The following is a 14,938-nucleotide window of genomic DNA, read 5'->3' on the forward strand; positions in this document are numbered from 1 at the left end:
CTAACGAACCACCCAACGGCAAGACGCGATCAGCCACACCCCACCGCCCTGGGCATCCAGAACCTCTTGTCCTGAACACCTACAACCTTATGGAGGCGTGATGACCGCAGGTGGATTCGACCCCGCATACAGTCCCACCGCAAGCCCCGCCGGCAGCATCAGGCCTGCCGGCCTGGGCAAACGCGCGGTAGCCAGGTTCGTCGACTGGATCATCGCCGGCATCATCGGCGCCATCTTCTTCTGGCTCCTCGGCACGGTCTGGGACCTCCCCGACTGGGTCTCGGTCCTCCCCGGCGCCGGCTTCGGCTGGCTGTACTTCGTTCTCTTCGAGGTGTCCTCCGGCTCGACACCCGGCAAGAAACTGCTGAGCCTGCACGTCAACGGGTCGGGCAGGGCACCGAAACCCAGCCTCAAGGACTCCGCGGTCCGCAACGCCTACATGCTGCTCAACCTGATCCCGTGGGTGGGCGGGTTGCTGTGGTTCATCGCGGCCATTGCGATCGCGTTCACGATCAGCTCGAGCCCGACGAAGCAGGGTTGGCACGACAACGCGGCGGGCGGGACGCAGGTCATCGACACCTAATTTGTCGCAATTCCGGTGACTGCCTGTCGCTACCACGCCAGCCGGTGGGGTAGCGACAGGCGTTGTCCGCAGCTATGCACGAGTCGTCGTAGTCTCTGCGCTCGCGTTCGACTCCGTGGCCTTGTCGGTCGTTTGACGATCGTGCCGGACATTTTCGCGGGTCCCGCCCGGGACTCCGACGGTGAGGTCGCACACACGTTTTCCCAGCGACTGACAGCGATCGGTGTCGTAGTGGCAGGAGATTCAGCTCTCGGCCGAAATTTCCTGGACGAACGCTTCCCACTCCTGCGGTGCGAAAACAAGAATGGCGCCCTTCGGGTTCTTCGAATCGCGCACACCGACCGCATCGGCAGCGTGCGCCACCTCCACACAATCCCCGTCAGCCTGGCTGAAACTGCTTTTGTACCAAACGGCTCCTGATAAGTCCCTGCTCACTCCGCGTACTCCTCTGCGATGTCCTGCACCAGACGCCGGGTGTCGTCCTCGCTCAACGCTACCGCGCGGATGCCGGCCACAGCCTCCCTGTGGCGGGCGACCGCTTGGCCGTCCTCTAGGAACAGCGCCCCGGTGAAACCTTCCACGAATACGACAGGTGGTTCCGGAAGACGCCCTGTACGAAGCGATGGGAACTCGAACAAGGTGAAGGATTGGACCACCAATCCGGAATGAGGGCCCGCGCCGAACGGGACGACGCGAAGCGAGACATTGGGCACTCTCGACACACTGACGAGATGCTGCAGCTGTTCACTCATCACTTCTCGCCCACCGACCTGGTGTCGTAGCGCTGACTCCGAGAGCATTACCCGCAGTGAGAACTCGGGATCGTCATGTATTCGACGCTGCCGACGTGCGGTCAGTTCGAGTCGTCGCTCGACGTCAACGTCGGGGACGGCGTTGTGCGTCTGCGTGACGATCCACTTGCGGTATGCAGGTGTCTGCATCAGACCAGGCAATAGCGTGAGCTGGAATGCCGTCATCTGTGAGCATGCCTGCTCCAGGCTCATGTAGTGATCGAACTGAGGATTCACCACATCGGCATAGGCACGCCACCATCCCCGCGACGGATCACCCTTCGCCGCCTTCACCTCTTGGAGCAGCCCCAGCACCTCGTCCCGCACCGAGTCGTCTGCTCCATAGAATTCCAGTAGGTCCCGAAACTGCGCGGTACTGATCCGAACCGGCTGCCCCTCTTCCAACCTCCCGATCCCTTGCTTGGATACTTCGATCGCCAAACCTGCGGCCAGTTGACTCTTCTTGGATTCGAACCGCAGTTGCCGAAGCCGCCGACCCAACGCGCGCCGTGGAAGAGTCGAACCAATAGCCATGCCCACCCTCGCTATCTCGTCGTGGTCCAGTACGGACCTATCTTTTCTGGACCTACCCATACTGGACGCCTGGCGACCTGGCCAGATGGACCCGAATAGTCTTTCCAGCGAACAGCTTTCGGTGTCTACTGTATCCACCCGACGACCGGAAACTCGGACAAATCCCGAGCGCGCAGACTTTCATCGCGAATATTCAGGAAAGCTCCCGGAATCTGCTCTGCCGTGCCGTGCCGGTGGGAATTGCCATGCGCGGTCACAGGGCAAACCGGCATCTCCGAAAAGGAATAGAACAGATGACGTTACGTCCGGTCAACGAAATGCACCACCCGCATCGCCCCCGCGCGATCGGCTATCTCCGAACCGATCTCTCGCCCTGTCAAACCCGCGACACGGAGGCTATCCGTCGACTCGCCCGACAGCAGCATTACACGCTGGTCTACATAGTCCGCCTCGGCCCCGACTCCGTCCCGGACGCTATCGGTCATGTCCTCGATATTGCCCGGGCAACCGGCACAACAACACTGATCACCCCCGACCTCGCACATCTCGAAAACCACCCCGGCCGGGTCTGCGACACCTGCGAGCTCATGACGGTGTGTCCGGGTCAACTCTGGATGAAAGTCGGCACGAACCCACATGAAGTTCCACACGAACCCATCTGGTTGCCCGAGGTCTGGCACAGCGAACCCGACACTCGACTGCGCATCGCCGACGCGCATCGCATCATGCAGACACACCTGACCTGCAACCCCTTGGACTGCCCTCGCAAAGCCGCTGCTCTCACCCTCCTGGTCGAAACCGGAAAACTCGTCCCCGCCACCCGCAGCCCCCGCGAACGCGCCGTATCCCGCGGCCTCACCTACCCACCGGTCGAGCCGACCACTCCGGGCACGCGCCCATCCCTCGCGATGCTCCAACGGCTACTCGCTGGTCTCAAACCGGCGCAGTCATGAGAGCTTATGAACCCCAACGGTTCGGCGTCGATGTCCACCTCACAGTCTTTCTCCGAGGCTTCCGCCTCGACTACCGAGCCCATCCGACCGCGGCCGAACACTTCCTCCAGGAGTGGGCCACATACCACGGCACCCACACGGCTGCCGTCCTCCGTGATAACCCGGCCGACCTCCCACGTCTCCCTTGTGAACGTCTCTACCTGGATTACTGAGAACTCTGTGCCGAGCACCGGTGAACCTGACCCGCCCTTCCCATCTGTTAGCCTGAGCAACCGAAGCTGTTGAGGGGGTCCGATCGATGAACCGAACCGCAATCGACTACGGCCAAGCGCAGATCACGGCCTTCAGCAACGCTGCGGCCGCAGGAGAAATAAGGTATGAGCCGGACGTGGCTCGCCAAGCCGCTGCCGAGTATCAAAAGATGATCATCGGTCTTCAGGAGATACGAACTCGCCTACAGACGGTGGCCGATCCGCAGGGCTTCGGTGGATTCCAATCGTCGATGGAGTTGCAGCAGGGCTTTGCACAAAAGACGGTGGACGGTCTCGCGGTCCTCAACCAGCTTATCGAGGGGGCGATGACGCTTCAGGAAGCATACCTTCGGTCCGGCAACCTCATCACCGAAGCAGACCAGACCAATGCCATGCTGACGCAGTTCGTAGCGGACAACAGTGGACTCGGAGAACCGTGAGAAGCATGAGATCAGCCGTTGTGCCGGCTCTGCTGGCCGTCGTGCTGGCCAGCGCCTGTAGCGCCACCAGCGATGAGCCCGCAACTCCGCCGACGCCATCCGCCGGCACCACGACCCCGAACATCGCCGTATCCGTTCCGCCGACATCGAGTCAGGTCAACAAGGGTCGCGCCCCGGTGACCCATGATCCATGTCGTGAGCTCGGAGACGACGTCGTCACCACGGCTGGATTCGACCCCCGGACGCGCCAACGGATTGATCGGGTCTTCGATACATATTCATTCGTCGGGTGCCAATTCGATCATGAAGAGCGCGACCGGTTCGGAATCATTTCGCCGACACGGACGCTGTTCGTGAACTCTACAAACATCACGCTCGAAGAGTTCCGGGCACGAGAAGGGCAAAGTGCTACACCGACTCAGGTGAACGGGCGTGAAGCCATCAGTTACCTGAGTCCTGAGGCAGAGGCTTGCTACGTCGTCGTAGAGACGGGATACGGAACCCTGAGCGTCGGTAAGAGCGTCGCCGGAGCGCTCACTCAGGAAAAGCCCTGCGATGATATGCCGCGCATTGCCTCGGAAATCGATTCCTCCATGCTCAACTGACGGGATTCGTTCAATGAGAATCATTTCCGCTCTGTGTCCTGTGGCTCTGGTCGTCATCCTTACGGCCGGTTGCTCAGCTTCGGAGAAGCCTGACACGCCGACCACCTCCTCGCCTCGGTCGACCGCGCCGCCGGTGATCGCGATATCGGTCCCCCCGGTGGCGCCTCTGCCGGGAGCCGGGCAATCATCCAAGGTGGCCGACCCCTGTCTGGAGCTGGGTGATGATGTGATCGAGCGCCTCGGTTTCGACCCCCTCACCCGAGCGCGGAACGAAGAGACGCCATCTGCGCATGTGTTTATCGGTTGCAGCTTCGAGGGGCGGGAGCCGGCCTCGGCGCCTTCTCAATCGTTTGAGCTGACCGGTTTTCTCCACGTGACTGCATCGAGTATGACGTTGGACGAGATACGGGATGGAATAAAGAACGAAAGCGATACCGAAGTAGGGGGGCGCGAAGCCGTAAAATATGTATACGGCGACGAAAAAATATGTGATGTAGTCATCGAGCGGCCCTACGGGACTCTGTCTGTGCGTAGATCGGTTGTGCGAGCGGGTTCCCAACAGGAAGCCTGTGCTGGAATCGAACCGATTGCTGAAGAAGTTTCATCCCATCTTCCTGGATAGGGAAAAGCCCGCTTGCTGCAGTAGAGACCGAACTCCTCTGCAGTAAGCGCGTGGGTCGTCCCGATGGGCTACTGTTTATCTCGTTCGACGACATTTATCCTGTAGGACTGGCCGTAGTCGGTGATGCACTGGTCCAGTCCTTGCTTATCGGTGAATTCCTTGAAGATATCCCAAGTGGTCCTATTTCCGCGGATGTCCCCAAAACTCATTGGGCCATTTTCCGTCTGCAATTCTGCTGGGAGTACTCCGGCGGAATATGCCGCATTCAGGACAGCCTCGTTTGCGCTTATCACTGCATCGACATTCATCATCTGCTCGTCCGGCCGGTTAAGGAATTGGTACTCCGGATTAGCGCCGAGCGCCTTCTCTACCGCTTTTTGAACCGTCTCGCCGGCTTCGACTCCCGCGACTCCGAGTCCGGTTTCGACCGGCTTGACGACACCCACGGCCGTATCGGTTAACCCTCCCGCCACCTGCGCACCCAGCATCTTCGCCCGGTGAAGGGCATCAGTGGGGTTCAGGACTTCCTCCCCCTTCATCTGGTCCTGATGGATCAGCGCGTCCCAAATGGCTTTGTCAGCGCGGCCGGAGAGTGCGCCGACGTCACTGTCATCCAATCCGGCCGTAACATCGCCCGGGTTGTTTCGCATCGCCTCGGCGAGTTCGTCGATACGGTACTGCTCGATCGCGGCAGTCAAAGTGACCCGGCCTTCATCGCTGTAGCCCGCGAGTTGCATGAGGCGGTTCGCCTCCTGCGCGCTCCATTCGACCCGGCCGTCGGGGTAAACGGTCGTGGCGTCGAAACCAGCCGCCATTCCGGGAATGCTTACCGACTCCAGATTTTGTGAAACAGCGCGACTTATCGCCGCGGAGAGTTCTGGACTGTTCGCGATGCCCTCTTGGCTCTTTTGCCATACAGCATCGTCGCCGGAAGGGGCCAGCATCGCACCAAGGCCCGCGAGCGCCTGCCGACCTCTCTCACCCCGTGGATCATCAGCAGGCAGACCGGCCTCCTCGGTGATCCGGTTGACCATGGTGGAAGCCGCGGCCCCGTTATCGGAGTCGGACCAATCATGGCCGAGAAGGCTACGGACGGTCTCCTCCGGCTTGTATCCTTCGGGCATTCCTTCGCCTGTCCAGATCTGGTGGCTGCTGTCGTCGTTCCGCCTCGCGACACCGAGGAATTGTGCGGCGGCATCATCACGACCAGGCCAGGTGTACTGGTCCTGCACCATGTCAGATGATTTCAGGACCATCTGGGTGCCCAGTTCAGTCCCGGGCTCATAATTGGGGTTGGCCTCTCCCAGTAGCGCCGCGAGCGCGTTGGTGTCTTCCCATTGCTTCTGCAAACCCGCGGCCGGTCCGCCTGGCACATCGGGCTCGAGGGGGTTCGGATCTGTGCGCCGGGATTCGAGCAGCTGCCGCACGTCTTCGGGCAGCTGCTGGTAGCTGCCCGGGTTCGTCAGCGTACCGTCGGGGCTGCGGCCGGTGCCTATGTCCTCGTTGCTGACCACCATCAGCCCGTTTGCCAGCGAATCCAGCTGACCGGCGGCGTCGGGGTTGCCGGCGGCCTCCTCGGCACGGAGATGTTCGCTCAGCGCCAGGATGCCGTCCTTGCCGGCCGCTTGATATAGCCCGCGGTAGTACTCCTGAACGTCCGCCGGTAGATTATCGACCTCGCCACCCTCCGCCAGGATTCTCAGTTGTTCATCGGTGAGTGCTCCTTGGGGCAGGCGGCCCGCGATTTCCTCGAGTGCCTCGGTGTTCTCCTTGTCCGGAAGAGAGCCATCGGCCCACGCGGCGAGCGCTTCGCCGTCTTCCTTACCCAGTTCACCGGAGTCATTGGGCGAAACCGAAGTCACCGAGACCCCGTCTCCGACCAGATCGCCCCTTACTCGCACCTCTTGAGCCGCGGTCGTTATCGCTACACCTACTTCGCTGATCGCGTTGGCGAGGCTGTAGTAGGCGGCGTTGATCGCGTCCTGATGGATGTGGACCTTGTCGGTGACTGTCTGCTGATCCTGCTGGGACAGGCCGGTACCGGTACCCGATACAGCCCAGGTGTCGTCCACCTGCAGCCGGACTGGACACGTCGGATCGTTCTCGGCCTCACCTACTTTGCCCAGCAGAAGACGACATTCGTTCGCCAGCCGCTGGTCCGCGCTTCGCAATGCGACCGCCACTTCGCGAATCTCCTGAGAGAGCTTGCGGCCTTGGTCGTGTTCCTCGGTGAAGCGGTCGGTTGCTGCATCGTGCGCCGCCCCCGACCAGTTGGTACCGGTGAAGTGCGGGAGCATCCGGCCGAGTTCTGTTTCGTAACGCTGGGTGTCGGTCTCGAGTTCGGTCGCCCACTCCGAGAGCTTCGCGGTGTTCCAGGATTCGACCTGCTTACGGGTTGGCATGCTCGCCGCCTCCAGGAATCCGGAAGTCCATGGTGTTCAGCTTGTCTTTGAACTGCTGGTCCGTGGTGTTCATATCGTCGGCGCACTGCCTGACGATCTCCGACAACGCCCGCATCCGGATGGCTATTCGCAGCCATGCACCTTCGGTGAATTCGCCTGCCTGCGCACAGATCGTTCCGAGGTTGCAGCCCGGAAGTGCTGCTCCCAACTGGTCGCCGGTGGATCGCACGTCGATCTGGTCGATCTCCCCGCCGATGCTTTCCAACGTGTCGGCCAGCTTCATCAGCTCATCGATATCAGCTTCGAGCACGCGCCGATAACCCCCTCGAACTCTCGGCTCCGTCGGCTCGGACGGTCGTCGGTGAACAGTTGCGCTCAGACGATATCCGAGCCCCCGAAGGCGGGCCAGTGGGAGGTATGCGCTCGTTTGCTGTGCTAATCTCCGGCCAGCGGGCTGTGCTGGTGCGCCCGTGAGCGAAGGGGGCTTTGTGAGCGAGCAAGGGCTGCCGGAGATTCTGCTGCCAGGTGTCGGTGACTATGTGGCGAACCAGCAGTCGCAGGCCGCTGTCCAGCAGACGACGGAGGCGCAGGACCGGGTCGCATCCTGGGACTCCGGGCTCGCCGATCTCGGCGTCGGCACCGATCCGGACTTTGTCACCACCGTCGAACACTTCGAGGGCATGACGCATCAGGCCATGTATCAGGCGGTCCACGGCGAAGGCGGGATGGACGCGGCCGGTCTGCGGACGATGCAGCAGGTGTGGCGCGAAAACTATTCGGATCTTCTGAATTTGACGATGTTCAACCGCCTCGGATTGAACCGGATCTTCTCCGACGGCCTGTGGACGGGTGCCGCCTCCGATGTTGCACAGGTCGCGTCGGAACGGTATGCGATGGCCGCCAATCAGATCGGGCAGGTTTTCGCTTCCGTGGCCGACCGCCTGGACGCGTTGGCGTGGTCGGCCGAAGCGGTCCGCGCAGCGGTACAGCCCCCACCCGGCACGGCAGTGCTGTACGCGGACCCCGACGACCCGAGCCAATCCGTGCTGCCAGGACTGGTCAATCCAGAGTTCTCGGATCAGGATCGAGCGGCCCGGGAATTGGCGCGACAGGAAGCAGTGCGCGCCCTCAACAACATCTACAAACCGACTTACCCACCGGCCGGTTCCGGTGTACCCACATATGTGTCCGTTCCGCAGATCGCCGGTGATGTGCCCGGTGCACCCGGTGGGAACAGCCCGGGCACGCCGGGGTTTCCGGTGACAACTGCCACAACACCGCCCGGTGCACCCACTGCGGGAGCACCTGCGGAAGCGACTCCGCCTGGCGGAGACACCCCGGCCGGCCTTGATCCCAGCCAATTGGGAGCGTTGGAAGGGTTGCTGCCCGAAACCGGGTCGCTCCCCGACGATCCGGCTGCGACGACGACGGCGGGACTCACACCGAGTACCACAACCATGCCCGGCAGCCCAGCGCTTGGCACACCGGCACCAACAGTGGAGAATCCAGATCAGCCCGGTCGGACGGTCAACGGTCCCGGGGGGCCGGGTGCGCCCAGCACGTCGACCACCCAGCCCGGTGCGATTGCCACCGGAGCTCGGGGCGCGTCGCCCGCCGGCCGCAATCCGATGACGCCCATGGCGCCGGGTGCCGCGGCGAACCGCCGCCAAGAAGACGACGACGAGCACACGGCTCCGGATTACCTGCGCCGCGTATACGACGAGTGGACCGAGGGCCTTGCACACCCGGCGGGTGTGATCGGCGCAGACCCGGCATTCGAGCGGGACGCGAGCGATGGCCGACCATCCAGGCCGAGCTCATATGTCGATGGCGGGTTCGACATCTTCGCAGACGATTTCACGCGCCCGACAGTTGTTCCGGAAAGCACGCGCCCCGTAGGGATGTCGGTAACTTCTGCCCAGACCGGCTCGGCTGCTCCGGTTACCTGGCCGAATTCCAACGTGCCGTCCGTCCACAGCGCGGAAACATCTGCTGTCGCCCCGCAACCTGCTCCACTGGCACCTGCGCCCGGCAGAGTTCCGTCGCGGTCGGTAGCGGCCCGAACCGAACACCCGGCCCCGCAAGCGCATCCGGCGAGAACTGAAACCACAGAACAAGCCGAAGACAACAGTTCGACGTTGGACTCGGCGGCGGCCGACACCGCGAGCCCGGTCGAGCCGGAGATCTTTACGGTGACGGGCCGCGGCCCGATGATGGACCTCGACACCCCTGGTGGCGATTCACCCAAATGACAGACCCATCACAGCAACGTTGGCTTCTCACCCCGGACGAATTCGCCTGGGTGTGGATGGAAACAGGCAGCGATCTCCATCCCGATCCGATCAGCGTCGTCGAATCACCCGCTACCGAAGACGAATACCGCCTGCTGACCCGGGAAATCAGCGTCCGATACCCGCGAGGCGGCACTCCGAACCTGACCGAGGCGCTCCGTACTCTTGCCGATCCCGACCTGCGAATCATCGGCACCGGCTACTCACATCAATCCCCTGAGAAACGTCTGCGTGTGGTGGCCGCGGCGGTAGGCGAATCCGGCGCGGTCGCAGTCCAGCGCTCCGGCCCGACCCTGGAAGTCGGCGGTGATATCCAAGTGCTCGCCACCACCCGGTCGATGCTGGCTCGTCATGTCGCGGCGGCGATGCCGTCCAACACGGCCGGTCCAGCGGAAAGGATGGTCGGCTACACGCCGCGGATCCGAGGTGACGAACCACCTTCCACTTATTTTCGGGATGTTGCTGGCCGGGCGCCGGTAGAGGAACGAATCCGGGCCTTCCTCCGGGCGCCGCGCGCGGCGGAAGGTCACTTCACCATCGCAACCCACGTGTCACGTGGTGTGCCGCCGAGCTATCTCAACTGGGTCGATATCCGGGAAGATCGGCCGTCTGCGGGCCGGTACCTGATCGCGGTCGACGACAACGACACGACGGTCACGCCGGCCTCCCGAGAGGACATCGACCGGCACCTCACCCACCGGGTCAAGTCGGAATCTGCGTCTCGGCGTGACTTCTAGTTGTTGCGGGTCGTGACGTTACGTGACTGAGCCTCGAGGTCTCTCGGTGGAACGCGGGCCCGAAGCCCGGCGGGGCGCCAGCTCGAGTCGATTGCTTACGGGTTACGCGCCAACAGGGACTTCGCGACCGCCGAGAGGATGGGGGGCTCGTCAGGGCCGAGGTACGCAAAACAGAGGTCTTTACGGGCACGGGTGCACAGTACGAAGAAACGAACACGAACTTCTGCTCCAGTCGGATCTTCGGTGTACGCGTCCAGGTCGGGAACGAAGACGCTGTCGAACTCCAGGCCTTTCATGCTGGCGGTACTCACTATCTTGATGGGCCGGGTCGAGAAATTGACGGTCTTTCGAAGGCGATCGTTATGCACATAGGCTTGGGTATGCCTCGCGAGCCCGAGTCGGGTGAGTTCGCCCTGAACCTCTCGTAGGAGCTGTGTCGACCTACAGATGATACCGATACTCCGTCTCGGGTACATCTTGAAGTACCTGGCCACCTCGTCGAGAAGATGATGTATCGACGACACTCTACGAACCCAAGGTCGACGACCGGTGCGCTCGGGTAGCGGGAGATTGATCCCGGCCTCCGGGCTGAATTCGCCTGCCAGCCGGGCAATATCACGAGTACTTCGGTGGTTCTGATGCAGGGTGAGGGGATCGATGTGCATCGATAGCGCCCCACATATTTCGGGGACGGTGCTGCATCCATCGTCGATCCGCTCATGGTGGTCCGCGAAAACGGTGACACCGAAGCCGAGAATTCGGCACCACTGATAGAAGGCGACAGGGAGATTCTGCCCTTCGTCGATCACCAGGTGGGTGTTTGATCGGACTTCCCGCTCCATGCAGTCCTGCTGCATTTCGATCCAGTCGTAGTCCCAGCCCTCTGAGTCGGTAGTGGGAGCGTCGGTGGCGAACTGCGTACGCCAGAAGTTGCCGACCCACCGATGATAGGTGGTGATGCCGAAATCCGTCATGAAGTCAGGAGCTTGCTGCTCGAGATACTGGCGGAGCAGGTTGGCGCGTGTGAGCACGGTGACAGTACGTCCGGCAGTGGCCAGCGCCCATGCCCGGTACAGGGCCATGACCGTCTTTCCCGAACCCGGCACACCGGTGACGACGTGGCAGCCCTCGAACGCGAAATCAAGCACTTTTCGCTGGTCGGTATCCAGATCGAGAAGCGACGGAAACTTCATGATTGGTCGAGAGTACGGACAGATTCCGCTCGTGCGGCCCGCAGGACTTCTCCGAAGAAGCCAGGCACGTCTCCATCCCCAACCAATAATGTCCGGTCCAACAGCGCGTTCTCGACTTCGCAGCACGTTTCGGGCAGGAGCGTGCAGGCATGGCATGCTGCCCGGTTGAGATTTGCGAGTGACCTTCCGGCTCGGTCCGCGCACAGGGGGTCCTGCGAGCACCACTGTGCCGATTCGAGCAGGCGGATAAGGGTCTCGGCGAGATGGGGTGGCTGCCCCTGGCGTACCAGGCCACCCAGTGTTCCCTCGGAATCGCCTGCTGCTGTGTAGATGAATACGCCCGCTTGAGGCGGGAGGCCACTGCCCGACGGATGGCTGCGGGCATAGATGCGTTCTCGCAGCGAGGCCGCGTTGTATCCGCTGTCGTAGGAGAGCTGGCGGATGAAATGGTGAGCGAGTGTATGCAGCATCACAAAGCGCGGCAGAAGATCTGGTCCGGTCTTGCGCCGCAAACGGTCGGCCTGGAAGGACACGTCCACGTGAAGCTCGATCGAGCGTGTCCAGTCGCGTACCGGTCTGAGGTTCTCCCAGTCGCTCAGGAGCTCCTCATCCAAGGCTAGGAAGATGCCTTCACCGTACGTTTCGACTGCAGGTAGCCACTGTGGTCGGCTCGCGGTGTTGACCGATACCACGCGTCCGCCCCGATCTTCGTCATCGCCGGAGCTGGGTTCGTATCGGGAGAATCCCTCCAGTGCACGGACTTCGCGCACTCGGTCCGCCACCACCACCCCGGCGACCATTGCCGACAGCTTCTGCAGGTAGGCGGGAGTATCCTGATCGATCCCGAGAGTAGTCCGGCGCACAGAGAAGGTCTTCGACTCTGTTACTGATTCCGGGCCGGACAGGGCTGCCCACTCAGCGATGCTCAGGTCGTCGTCGGAAGGCGCCGTCCGCGGCCTCGCTGCGGCCTCGTCGGTGTGCCTGCGAAGCAGCGAGTCGATGAAATCGGCCGAAGCGCCACACTGATCTGCGAGTACAGCGATGTAGGAGTCGGACATCGGGCTGTTGACGGCGTTCTTGAGCGCCGGCCAGAACTGATGATTGATAATTTTCTGGGTCAGTTCGTCGGCGTCGGACAGATCGCCGTGTGCGGGGATGTCCAGCGCCGAATGAGTGATCGGGAAATACACGTTGGATGCGCCGCGCTGTACGGCGTGGGGAGGCTTTTCGCACGCCTCTGCCTCGTCGCCCTCCGTGTTCCATGGGTGAGTGCCAGGGCATCTCACGCCCATCTGTTTGAGAGTGTCCTTCTGACCGATTCCGGCCAGACTGCGTTCAGCTTCGCACCTGACACAGAAGACCTGAAGTGCATCCAATCCGGAGGAGTCGGCATTGGTCATAAAACGAAGTTGGAGAACTCCGCACTGTCGCTGGGCATGACTGGTGCTCCTGGAGTGGGCCCAATACCTCCAATCGACATCGGACATATGACCGGCGGAGCAGACCTGTATGTACCGCATAGGGGCGAGTTGTGGGCCTTCGGCGCAGCGTGCGCATCTGGGTGGTTTGTCTCGAATTTCGCTGCTCGAGCGCCAGAGCGTCATGTCTCTGCATTGAGGGCAGAACAGCCATTTGGGGAAGCGGACGTAGACCGGTCCGACCTGGCTCGTAAATGCGCCTTTTCCCGAAGGAATCACCGGCGCGGAGCGAAAGCCGTCGACCCCCAGTTTGGTCGCCAGTCGAGGCGATTCCACCGGATCGGCTCGTGCGGCCCAGCTCCGGATATCGGCAGCCACGAATGATTCCCCGCGGAGGTCGATGATTCCACCGACCCCGAACGGGACTATTGTCTGAGCCCGGCGTACCCGCCGTCGATTGTCCTTCACCGCGCACCTCGCACGGCGACCAAGCAGTCGCGATCGACATTGCGCATCGACTGCGGGGTCTCCCATAGTCCACCGCGTTTGCCGAAGTCGGTCAGCAGCGCAGTGTACGTCCGCCCTTGGGGACGATAGTAGAGGTGTCCACTTCCTCGCGTGTTCTCGGCTTCCTGCACCCATTCCGCAATCAGCGAATCGAGTTGTTCCGCTGCGGCATCGGCTTCGTCAGGGTCAGCTCGACGCACATGGCCCACGAGGATATTTCGAATTCGGGCGAGGTGGTCGGCGTAATCGAGAATATCGCCGGCCATGTTCTCCGCGTTCAGGCCGAGCCCGTGACGGACGAGGATGACCAAGGCCGCGTGCAGGGCACGTTGGCGGGATGGCATGGACCAGGGTGTAACGCTGGTGGGTTCGACATGCCGGTACAACGACCGGTGATAGACGCCGAACGACTCGTAATGTGATCGGTCCCGGGGCTTGGTCGAGCGGAACATAGTGACGATCAGGCCGGGTACCTCTTTTCGGCCGACCCGACTGGTTGCTTGGATGTATTCCGATGTTGTCTTGGGTTGCCCATTCATGAGCATCAAACCGAGTCGGGGCACATCCACGCCGACGGCGAGCATATTTGTTGCCGCGAGAAAGGAAACGCTATCGCGCTCTTTGAAGTTCCTACTCAGACGGTCGAGTAGACGTGGTTGCGCCGCTCGTGGGATATTGCTGGTCAACTCGGCGACTGATTCGTCGTTCAAGTGTCGACGTCGAGATGTGTCGCTTGTCAGATGTTCTAGGCGGGCCGGGATATCGTCCCGCGCGATCGTGACGGTGCGTCCCAACTCTCGCAGGCTGTTGTGGTAAGCGACTACTGTCCAATACGTATCGCGCAGGGCGTCGTCGCAGATCTCCATCGGTGCCTGCAGCGCTGCCGCGCCTACATGCACGGTCGCGGTCGATGCGGTGTGCCCCTGCGCCATGACTCCGACATATAGCCGACCGGGCCTCTCCGTATCAGGCGAAGCGAAGTAGGAGTATCCGGCGTCGAGCCCGGCCGGTGGGAACAGCTGAGCAGAACGGCCGTAGAGGCTGCGGATCTGCTCTTGCGAGCGCCGGATAGTTGCCGTCGAGGCGATGATTTTCGGTGCGGTGCCGCTCCACGCGCACAGCTCCAAAATGGCCGACTCGTACAGGCCGACAGTTGTACCCAACGGGCCGGCGAGTAGATGCAATTCGTCCTGGATCACGAGAGACGGGGCACGCTTGCCGTTCTTCCCGAACAGGCTCCCGGCCTCCGGCTCCCATGCCAATCGTGCGAACTTGTCCACGGTACCCAGAACGAAGGTCGGTGGCTGTCGGTAAATATGCTCGTCTACGACTGCAACGGGAAGCAGCTCATGGAAGATACAGGAATCCCGCGGACAGAAGAATGATGTGCTGACCCCGTCAGCGCGGATGCCGAAGTCCCGGCTTCGCCCACGTCGTTGCGGGACTATTTCGGTGCCGCACCACGGACAACGTTCCAGCAGGAACCGGTCGTCCGGCTCCTGCATCTGCTTCAGCGCGGCTTAAAGATCAGTTCAGAATGAGCTTCCGGAGGCATATGACCGAGCAGGCCAGGCTCAGTAGTGCTTGGTGGATGTCGGCGCGCCGTTCGTA

Annotated in this window: 14 protein-coding genes; 7 read left to right on the top strand and 7 right to left on the bottom strand. The window is 62.0% G+C overall.

Translation table 11 applies throughout. The features are described from left to right. Positions 1–100 precede the first annotated feature (100 nt). Entirely contained in the window at positions 101–583 is a 483-nt protein-coding gene (locus ABZV91_RS30245) for an RDD family protein (RefSeq protein WP_355249084.1), read from the top strand. Between the two features lie 243 nt (positions 584–826). On the opposite strand, the gene ABZV91_RS30250 is transcribed toward ABZV91_RS30245, so the two are convergent. Beyond that, positions 827–1,018: a DUF397 domain-containing protein gene (locus ABZV91_RS30250; RefSeq protein ID WP_355249087.1), complete on the bottom strand. Its 192-nt coding sequence runs from the start codon at positions 1,016–1,018 to the stop codon at positions 827–829. Further along, on the bottom strand, positions 1,015–1,908 hold the full coding sequence (locus tag ABZV91_RS30255) for a helix-turn-helix transcriptional regulator (protein WP_355249090.1): 894 nt from the start codon (positions 1,906–1,908) through the stop codon (positions 1,015–1,017). The genes ABZV91_RS30250 and ABZV91_RS30255 overlap by 4 nt, the downstream gene beginning before the upstream one ends. A gap of 293 nt (positions 1,909–2,201) precedes the next feature. Here ABZV91_RS30255 and ABZV91_RS30260 point away from each other — a divergent pair, with 293 nt between their 5' ends. The 4 genes from ABZV91_RS30260 (at position 2,202) to ABZV91_RS30275 (ending at position 4,779) form a co-directional block, all read left to right on the top strand. Further along, a complete protein-coding gene (locus ABZV91_RS30260) occupies positions 2,202–2,861 on the top strand; it encodes a hypothetical protein (protein ID WP_355249093.1) in 660 nt (219 codons plus the stop codon). Between the two features lie 298 nt (positions 2,862–3,159). Then, positions 3,160–3,552 carry a hypothetical protein gene (locus ABZV91_RS30265; protein WP_355249096.1) on the top strand — a complete coding sequence of 131 codons (393 nt, stop codon included), beginning with the start codon at positions 3,160–3,162 and terminating at the stop codon, positions 3,550–3,552. Positions 3,553–3,557: 5 nt separating this feature from the next. Next, a complete protein-coding gene (locus ABZV91_RS30270; RefSeq protein ID WP_355249099.1) occupies positions 3,558–4,157 on the top strand; it encodes a DUF3558 domain-containing protein in 600 nt (199 codons plus the stop codon). Positions 4,158–4,197: 40 nt separating this feature from the next. Further along, complete coding sequence (locus ABZV91_RS30275; protein WP_355249102.1) at positions 4,198–4,779, top strand: DUF3558 domain-containing protein; 582 nt, start codon at positions 4,198–4,200, stop codon at positions 4,777–4,779. 68 nt (positions 4,780–4,847) lie between these two features. On the opposite strand, the gene ABZV91_RS30280 is transcribed toward ABZV91_RS30275, so the two are convergent. Beyond that, positions 4,848–7,181, bottom strand: a complete 2,334-nt coding sequence (locus ABZV91_RS30280) for a hypothetical protein (protein WP_355249105.1) — start codon at positions 7,179–7,181, stop codon at positions 4,848–4,850. Continuing rightward, positions 7,168–7,491 carry a hypothetical protein gene (locus tag ABZV91_RS30285; RefSeq protein ID WP_355249108.1) on the bottom strand — a complete coding sequence of 108 codons (324 nt, stop codon included), beginning with the start codon at positions 7,489–7,491 and terminating at the stop codon, positions 7,168–7,170. The genes ABZV91_RS30280 and ABZV91_RS30285 overlap by 14 nt, the downstream gene beginning before the upstream one ends. A 178-nt stretch (positions 7,492–7,669) precedes the next feature. Here ABZV91_RS30285 and ABZV91_RS30290 point away from each other — a divergent pair, with 178 nt between their 5' ends. Both ABZV91_RS30290 and ABZV91_RS30295 read left to right on the top strand, forming a co-directional pair. Next, positions 7,670–9,433 carry a hypothetical protein gene (locus ABZV91_RS30290; RefSeq protein ID WP_355249111.1) on the top strand — a complete coding sequence of 588 codons (1,764 nt, stop codon included), beginning with the start codon at positions 7,670–7,672 and terminating at the stop codon, positions 9,431–9,433. Next, positions 9,430–10,209, top strand: a complete 780-nt coding sequence (locus ABZV91_RS30295; protein WP_355249114.1) for an ESX secretion-associated protein EspG — start codon at positions 9,430–9,432, stop codon at positions 10,207–10,209. The genes ABZV91_RS30290 and ABZV91_RS30295 overlap by 4 nt, the downstream gene beginning before the upstream one ends. A 95-nt stretch (positions 10,210–10,304) precedes the next feature. Here ABZV91_RS30295 and ABZV91_RS30300 read toward each other — a convergent pair whose 3' ends face one another. From ABZV91_RS30300 to ABZV91_RS30310, 3 genes are read right to left on the bottom strand one after another with little or no spacing between them, the layout of a single operon-like run. After that, positions 10,305–11,402, bottom strand: a complete 1,098-nt coding sequence (locus ABZV91_RS30300) for a hypothetical protein (protein ID WP_355249117.1) — start codon at positions 11,400–11,402, stop codon at positions 10,305–10,307. Then, positions 11,399–13,354, bottom strand: a complete 1,956-nt coding sequence (locus tag ABZV91_RS30305) for a DUF1998 domain-containing protein (protein ID WP_355249120.1) — start codon at positions 13,352–13,354, stop codon at positions 11,399–11,401. Before ABZV91_RS30305 ends, ABZV91_RS30300 begins: the two co-directional genes overlap by 4 nt. Continuing rightward, positions 13,285–14,832 (bottom strand): helicase-related protein, encoded by a 1,548-nt coding sequence (locus ABZV91_RS30310; protein ID WP_355249123.1) that lies wholly within the window; start codon positions 14,830–14,832, stop codon positions 13,285–13,287. Before ABZV91_RS30310 ends, ABZV91_RS30305 begins: the two co-directional genes overlap by 70 nt. Positions 14,833–14,938 lie beyond the last annotated feature (106 nt).

Origin of the sequence: Nocardia sp. NPDC004568 (genome assembly GCF_040609955.1) — a bacterium.
In the GTDB taxonomy this organism is placed as follows: domain Bacteria; phylum Actinomycetota; class Actinomycetes; order Mycobacteriales; family Mycobacteriaceae; genus Nocardia.